Consider the following 7,311-nt stretch of genomic DNA (forward strand, 5'->3'; position numbering starts at 1 on the left):
TGTTTGAAAACTAGGTATTTTAATGTCAGTATTATTTTTAATTCAATTTAGTGTAGCTTTTACTCCGAAAAAATTTTTATTATATTTTTCTTTAAAAACTTTATTAAATTTTTGATGATTTTCGTCAAAGAAATATTGAAAATAATATTTGTGAGATTGTGTAGGAATTTAGTGGGTAAGTTCCCTCGTTAGAAAGCGAGGGAACTTTTTTATTTAAAAAATTAAATGTATAAAACAATTTTCAAAACTATTAGATTTACAAAAGCTAAAACTTATTACTACAAAAAAGGAAAATACATAGATTACATAACTAGAAAAAATGCTGTTTTTAAATCTAATAAAAGTTCTTTTGAAATTTTAGAATTAGAAAAAAAATTTAGTTCATTTACAAAAACTATGAATTCACTAGTTCAAGAAAATGAAAACATAAATTCAGGACTTTTTACAATTCAAAATAATAAAGCTGAAATTATCTCAGCAAATGAAGCGAAAAAAGTTTATTCAAAATTAGATGATAATCAATTAGTGTGAGACACAATCGTTTCCCTTGATTATGAAATTCTAAAAGAAGCAAATATTATTTCACAAAAACAATATGCTGATTTTTTAGTTGAAAATATTAAGTATTTTTTTAACAGTGAAAAATTTGATCTTAAAAATTTAAATATATTTTTTTCAATTCATATAAATACTAAAAACCCGCATTTCCATATTGGCTTTAGTGAAAAAGAACCTAAAAGATTTGATTACAAAAATAATCAATACACTTTTAGAAAAAAAGGTTTTTTTGAATTATCTAACATACAAAAATTTGTAAACACTATTGATAAAAAAATTTTATTTTCAAAAGAATATGAAAAATTACAAAATTTTAAAAGTGAACTTTGAAACTCAAAAAAAGAATTAAAAGAAGAAATAAAAAAAATTTCACTTAATAGATTTTCGTTAATCGATAATGTTTTAAAAATAAAAAACTCAGAAATAAAAAATTTTAAAAATGCTAATGATGAAATTAAAAATACTGTTAGTGAAATTAAAAATTTTTTAATAAAAAACAATTCTGAGTTTGGAAATAAATACAAAGAATTTGAAAATAAAATTAATTTGATAAAAAATTTAGAACTTGACAAAATTTTTAATGATGATATTTCTCAATTAGTAGAAAAAGAAGATTTAGCAATTCAAAATGAAATTTTTAAAAATGTTTTAAAAACTAATTATAAAGAGATATATCGTGCAACTAATATTAATGAAGAATTTATTTGAAATAAATTATTAAAAAAATTAAGTAGGTTGCCATATTCAATTTATAAAATAAAAAAATGATTTAAAGAAGGGTATGAAATATTAAATAATGATAATGAACAAGATATGAAATAAATTATTAAAAAATAATTTAACACAAAAAGAAAAATCAGATTTACATCACTTGATAAAAGAATCGCAATCTTATTCAATTAGCGCATTACAAAATTCTTCACCTTTTAAATCTTTAATTCAAAAACATAATATTTCTAAAAATGAATTGATAAATTTTTTAAATGGTAATTTTTCTATAAAAAAAATTAATAAAATTGATAAAAATTGATTGCCATATTTCATAAACTGAGAAAAGAAAAATGAAAATAAAACTTTATCTTTCTCAAATAAGTTTTTAGATATTTGAACAAAAAAAAGTTTCAAAATAAATGTTAAATATTTAATGCTTTTAAAAAATCAAAAAATTTCATTACAAATTTTGATTTGTATTTTATTTTTAATTAAATTATCAAAACAAAAAACTTTTTTAATTTCAGAAATTCAATTGATATATTCATTTAATTTTGATTTTGTTAAATCATCTTTTTATTATGCACTAAAAGAATTACAAAATAAAAAAATTATCATTATTAAAAATGATGAAATTTCACTAAATAAAAAATTAGCTTTAACTAATGAATTTGTTTTATTACATAAAGATGAATTTGCAAGTGTTTTAAAAAATTTAACAGCACAAAAAATATTATTTATTCATCAAGCTAAAATTTTACTTTTAAAAGCTAAAACAACTAAAGAAAAAAAGAATTGATGTTCTTGTTCTTGAAGAGAAAAAGAATTTGGTAACCATTATGATTGTAAAACTTTAGAAATAAATAAATCTAACAAATTTACTTTCAAAGTTTTTAAGAGATTAAAAATCAGAAATTCTAAAATTTATTATTTAATAAAAAATAAAAAATTCCTAAAAATTCTAAAAGCAAATTTTAATATTGAGATTTGTTTTGAAAAGAGTTTTGATAAATTTAGAAAACACATTAAAACTTTTCATAATATCGGTTTCAGGCAATTAATCGCATTAGGTTAATTTAGTCTGTATTATAAATTTAAAAATTTAAAAAAGAATGAATATTTTGCTTAATGATAAAATGGAAAACAAATTTTTAATTTGTGTTTTTTAACATACAAATTTTTAAAGTGTTACTGAAAATGTATTTTAACTTTTTTAAAAGTCCAGGTTTTTAAGCTTATATATTTAAATTTAAAAAAGAATGAATAAAGAATATTAATTAATTAAAAGAATATTAAAAAGTTATTTATTAATAAAAAATAAAAAGGAGAAAAAAATAAAAATAAAGTTTTATGAATAAAAAGCCAATTATCATCATTTTATTTGGAATGTTTTTTTGGTTTGTATCTTACTTATTTGTATTTTTGCTGTTTCCATTATTTGACCCATCAATTGAAAAATCATTTTTAGAAACTTTATTAAAAATACATCAGCATTGAAATGAAAATCTTAATATTTTTTTAATTCATTTATTATGTTTTTTTATATCGTTTATTTTCACAATTACTTTCATTTCTATTTATCTAATTTTTAATAGGTTTTTTAAAAATAAAAATAGATATGAGCGAAATGAAAATGGTGGTGCTAGTTTTTTATGAGATGAAGTAAATAAAAGTGGTTCATTTTTCAAATTTAATAAAATATTTTATAAAAAACATAATAATCAAGTTCCAGGGTGAGTAGTTAGATATTCAAAAAAATTTAACAAAATAAAATATTATGTAGCTACTGAAACACACGCGAAAGTTTTGGGTTCTACTGGTTCAGGGAAAACACAAAGATTTATTATTCCTACTGCAAAATATAATATCAATCTAAAAAATTTTGCTAAAAAGCCAAATTTAATTTTAATCGACCCTAAAGGTGAGCTTTATCTAGAATTAAAAAATGATTTAATAAATAATGATTATCAAACTTTTGTAATTGATTTACACGACCCATTAACATCGCTTGGTTTTAATTTTTTATCTGAAGTTTGAGATACCTTCCATAATAAAAATGAAAATGAATATACTAGAGAAGCTAATGCATTTGCATTATTATCTGAAGTTATAAATTCATTAAATAATTGAACTGAAGAAGGTGAAAATAAAATTTGATCTGATGGTGCAAAAAATGTTTTAAATGCAATAGGAAAATTTTTTCTTTATTATTCAAAAACAGATAGCAAATTTAAAAAAGAACATTTCAATCTATCTTCATTTAATCAATTTCTAGATGATAAAAATTTTAAAAATGGAATTTGAGTGAATTTAGTTCAAAATTCAGATGAAGCATTTTTTAAAGATTTTTGACGATTAGAATTAGCATCTTTAGTTGCCATAACTGAAAAAACATTATCTGGTTATTTATCACAAGCACAAGCAGTTATAAAAAACTATTCTTCAGATTTAGCAATTAAATCTTGAAGTTCTAGACACGATATAGATATTACAAAAATTTTAAATGATTCAAATGATATGACTAATAAACCTTTTTCAATATTTATTAAATTCCCAGATCATAAAAAAGATAGGCATAGATATGTTTCGATCTTAATTGATCAAATCTATCAAGCAGCGATTGAAATAGCCAATAATTTACCAAAGCAAAAATTAAATAGAGCACTTTTATTTTTTGGAGATGAATTTGGTAATTTACCTCCACTAAAAGATTTTGATAATAAAATAACTATTTCAAGAAGTAGAAATATTTTCTTTTCAATTGTGTTACAAGATTTACAACAATTATCTAAATATAAAGATAGTAGGCAAATAATTGAAAATAATACTGACTTAACAATTTTCCTTAATTCTTCTGATCACCAAACATTGAAAAATATGTCTGAAATAATGGGTGAAAAAAATATAGTTAGAACTTCATTTTCAACTAATGATAAAAATACTTCTTCATCTTCATCACAATCTTTAAGTGAAAAAAGATTAGTGTCAGTGGAAGAATTAAAAAATATTTCTAAAAAACATCATTTTGTTATTTGATCGGGTATAAAGCCATCAAGAATAAAATCAAAATATGCTTATAAGGTTTGAAAAAATAATAAAGCATTACCTGAAAAAAATGAAATTATAACTTTTGAACAAGAAAAACATTTTTTCAATTTTTATAATGTTGCTAAACCAAATGTTATCAACCCAAAAGATGTTCAAAAAAATATTTCTAATTTAATTGATGAATTTGATAATGAAAAAATAAAGCCAAGTTTATCAAAAGATAAATTTAAATCTCAACTTAATTCTATCGTTAATAAAAAAATAAAGATAAAACCAAATTTGGAAAAAAATGAAAAATTAGAAGAAATTAAAGAATTGGAAGAAATCGAAGAAGATGTAAATCCAAGAGTTCAAAAAGAACTTGATTTTTTCTACAACAAATTAAAAAATTTATCAATTTCAAGTGACGAATACGAAAGAGTAAAAAAAGAAATTCAAAATTTATTAAATCAAAATAAAACTAAGGAGTAAAACTTGCAACTTAAAATAATAGAATTTTTTGCTGGTATAGGTGCTTTTAGTTATAGTGCAAAAAAAATAAATGAAAAATATAACAAGCAAATTTTTAAAACTATCGCAATTAGTGATTGGTATTTAAAATCTACAATTGCTTATGCCGCAATTTATAATGATGTTTTAAATATAAAAAACAATATTAATTATTTAGATGTTTTTGAAAACAAAACATTATCTTTTAATGCTGATAGTGCAATTAAAAAATATAAAACAAAAAGTGAAGATTGATTAAATCTAGCAGCTAATTCATTTATACAGTCAAATAATTTAGGAAACATTAATGAAATAGATATTAAAAAGTTAGATGAGTTAAATGGTGATATTTGAACTTATTCATTTCCTTGCCAAGGAATATCATCAGTTAATGTAAATAACAAAGGTATATTAGATAAAACTTCTAAATCAAGTATTATTTGAAATTTTGGAAAAGTTTTAAAAGATGTTAAAAATAAACCTAAATATTTAATTTTAGAAAATGTTCCTCCTTTAATAACAAAATATCAAAATGAATATCAAAAGTGACTAGATTATCTTAAAGAACTAGGTTATTCTACAATCACAAGATTAGTAAATGCATATGAATTAGGAAGTTTACAAATCAGAAAAAGAGTAATAGCTATTAGTTATTTAGGTGAAATTGCTCATTCATCACTTGATTTCTATTTTCATATGGCTTGAAAAAAGCCAAATTTAAAAAAATTAAAAGAAAAATATTTAAATACATTTGATATTGAAAATAAAAAAACTATTCCTTTTTTAATCACTAATACACAATCACGAAAAAAAATTTTAGATAAAAATATCAATCTTTCAGATTTAGAATTAGCTAAAAAACGAAATTACAAAGTAAGAACACTACTTACTAGTCCTGAAAGATTTAATATACCTGGTTTTTTAACTTGAGATAAAAAACTTGAAAATAATAATTATTTACCATTTAGACATTTATCAATAGAAGAATCATTAAAGCTACAAAACTTTGATGATAAGTATATAGAAATATTTGACAAATTAGAAAAAATGAAAATTTTAAATAAACACGATTTATATAAATTAATAGGCAATTCTATTGATACTAAAATAACAGATTTAGCATTAGGAGCTATTTTAACACACGAAGAAATAATGAAAGGAACAAAAATAAAATATGTTTAAAAAATATTTAAATCAATTAAATATCAATAATGATGCTAACTTAACAGAACAGCAAGCTAGAGAATTAATGATTAATGATATTTTAAAAGTTGAAAATTTATATTCTGTATTTAATGAATATGCAATTAAAAAGAAATGAATTCCTTGAGTTAATAAATATTTTCAAAATAAAAAAATTAAATCAGTTACTAATTATTTAAATGAAATTGACGATGATTTTAAAAAAAATGGAATTAAAAGTAAATATTTATTAATTGTTGAGACAGTATTATCTTTTAAAAATAAAAATATTGAATGAATATCGATGTCAAAATCTGGAATAAAAAAAATAGAAATCAATATCATAATTTCAAACTTTTTAAAAGAAAATGTTGATGATAAGCAAATAATAGAATTTCATAAATATTTAAAGCAAAAATGATAAAAATAAATTTACCTGAAAATTTAAAAAATAATTTAGAAACATATAAAGAAGAAATATTAAAAGAAGCAATTCGACTTCCTAAATTTCAAAAAATTATAAAAAGAGAAAAAATTACCTTACAAGAAGCTAAAGATAATATCAGTTATTTTATTCAAGCAATGAAAAAAAACTCTGAATATGAAATAGATTTAGTTAGAAATGATGAAGGTAAATTAAAACCGATTTATTCAGTTAAAAAAAATGCCTCTCAATTTAAAAAAAATTTTTGATTAACTGAAATAACTGAAATAAATTTTGATAATGTTGAAAAAATTGAAAAAAGCATTGATAGTAATCGGTTAACAAAAAATTTAAATTCATTTTATTATCAAAAGACTTTAAACAATAAGGAAAATTTATTTGATGTATTAGCAGTTAAAATTGCTAAAAGTTCAAATAAAAGTATTGCATTTATTAATACTAATGATTTAATGTTTTATACATTTGACAAAGCAATAAAAGATAATTCATTATTTGCTTTTATTAATAAAAAATTTAAAGAAGTAGATATTTTATTTTTAGATGATATTGGTTCTGAAAATGATAGTAATTGATTTTTAAATTCACTATTAATACCTATTTTGAAATACAGAGATACTTTTGAAAAAGTAACATATTTTTCATCATATTATTCCTTAAATAATTTACATAAAGCTTATTCTGATAAAAAAGTTGATCTTTTAACTATAAAAAAATTTGTATCTGTAGTTGAAAGTTTATCAATAAAAAAATATCAAAAAGATATTACTAATGATGAAAAACAACAAGAAACTAAAGATGAAATGGAAATGGAATAAAAGGAGAAAAAATGAAAAATTATAAAAATTTAAATGATTATTGTGCAAAAAATAATTATCAAA

6 protein-coding genes are annotated in these 7,311 nt (G+C 20.0%); all 6 read left to right on the forward strand.

What is annotated here, in order from left to right; all coding sequences use genetic code 4:
• Window positions 1-225 precede the first annotated feature (225 nt).
• The 6 genes from mobL (at window position 226) to T403_RS0104015 (ending at window position 7,248) form a co-directional block, all read left to right on the forward strand.
• Window positions 226-1,380, forward strand: coding sequence for a relaxase MobL (gene mobL / locus T403_RS0103990; RefSeq protein ID WP_033161530.1), 1,155 nt, complete (start codon window positions 226-228; stop codon window positions 1,378-1,380).
• Window positions 1,361-2,344: a hypothetical protein gene (locus T403_RS0103995; protein ID WP_033161531.1), complete on the forward strand. Its 984-nt coding sequence runs from the start codon at window positions 1,361-1,363 to the stop codon at window positions 2,342-2,344. Before mobL ends, T403_RS0103995 begins: the two co-directional genes overlap by 20 nt.
• Window positions 2,345-2,619: 275 nt before the next feature.
• Window positions 2,620-4,788, forward strand: a complete 2,169-nt coding sequence (locus T403_RS0104000) for a type IV secretory system conjugative DNA transfer family protein (RefSeq protein WP_033161532.1) — start codon at window positions 2,620-2,622, stop codon at window positions 4,786-4,788.
• A 3-nt stretch (window positions 4,789-4,791) separates the two neighbouring features.
• The gene (locus T403_RS0104005) at window positions 4,792-5,988 is read left to right on the forward strand and encodes a DNA cytosine methyltransferase (RefSeq protein WP_033161533.1); all 1,197 of its coding nucleotides are present in this window, start codon (window positions 4,792-4,794) and stop codon (window positions 5,986-5,988) included.
• Window positions 5,981-6,412 carry a hypothetical protein gene (locus tag T403_RS0104010; RefSeq protein ID WP_033161534.1) on the forward strand — a complete coding sequence of 144 codons (432 nt, stop codon included), beginning with the start codon at window positions 5,981-5,983 and terminating at the stop codon, window positions 6,410-6,412. The genes T403_RS0104005 and T403_RS0104010 overlap by 8 nt, the downstream gene beginning before the upstream one ends.
• Window positions 6,406-7,248 carry a hypothetical protein gene (locus tag T403_RS0104015; protein ID WP_033161535.1) on the forward strand — a complete coding sequence of 281 codons (843 nt, stop codon included), beginning with the start codon at window positions 6,406-6,408 and terminating at the stop codon, window positions 7,246-7,248. Before T403_RS0104010 ends, T403_RS0104015 begins: the two co-directional genes overlap by 7 nt.
• Window positions 7,249-7,311 lie beyond the last annotated feature (63 nt).

It is taken from the genome of Mycoplasma collis ATCC 35278, assembly GCF_000701825.1.
In the GTDB taxonomy this organism is placed as follows: Bacteria; Bacillota_I; Bacilli_A; order Mycoplasmatales; family Metamycoplasmataceae; genus Mesomycoplasma_A; species Mesomycoplasma_A collis.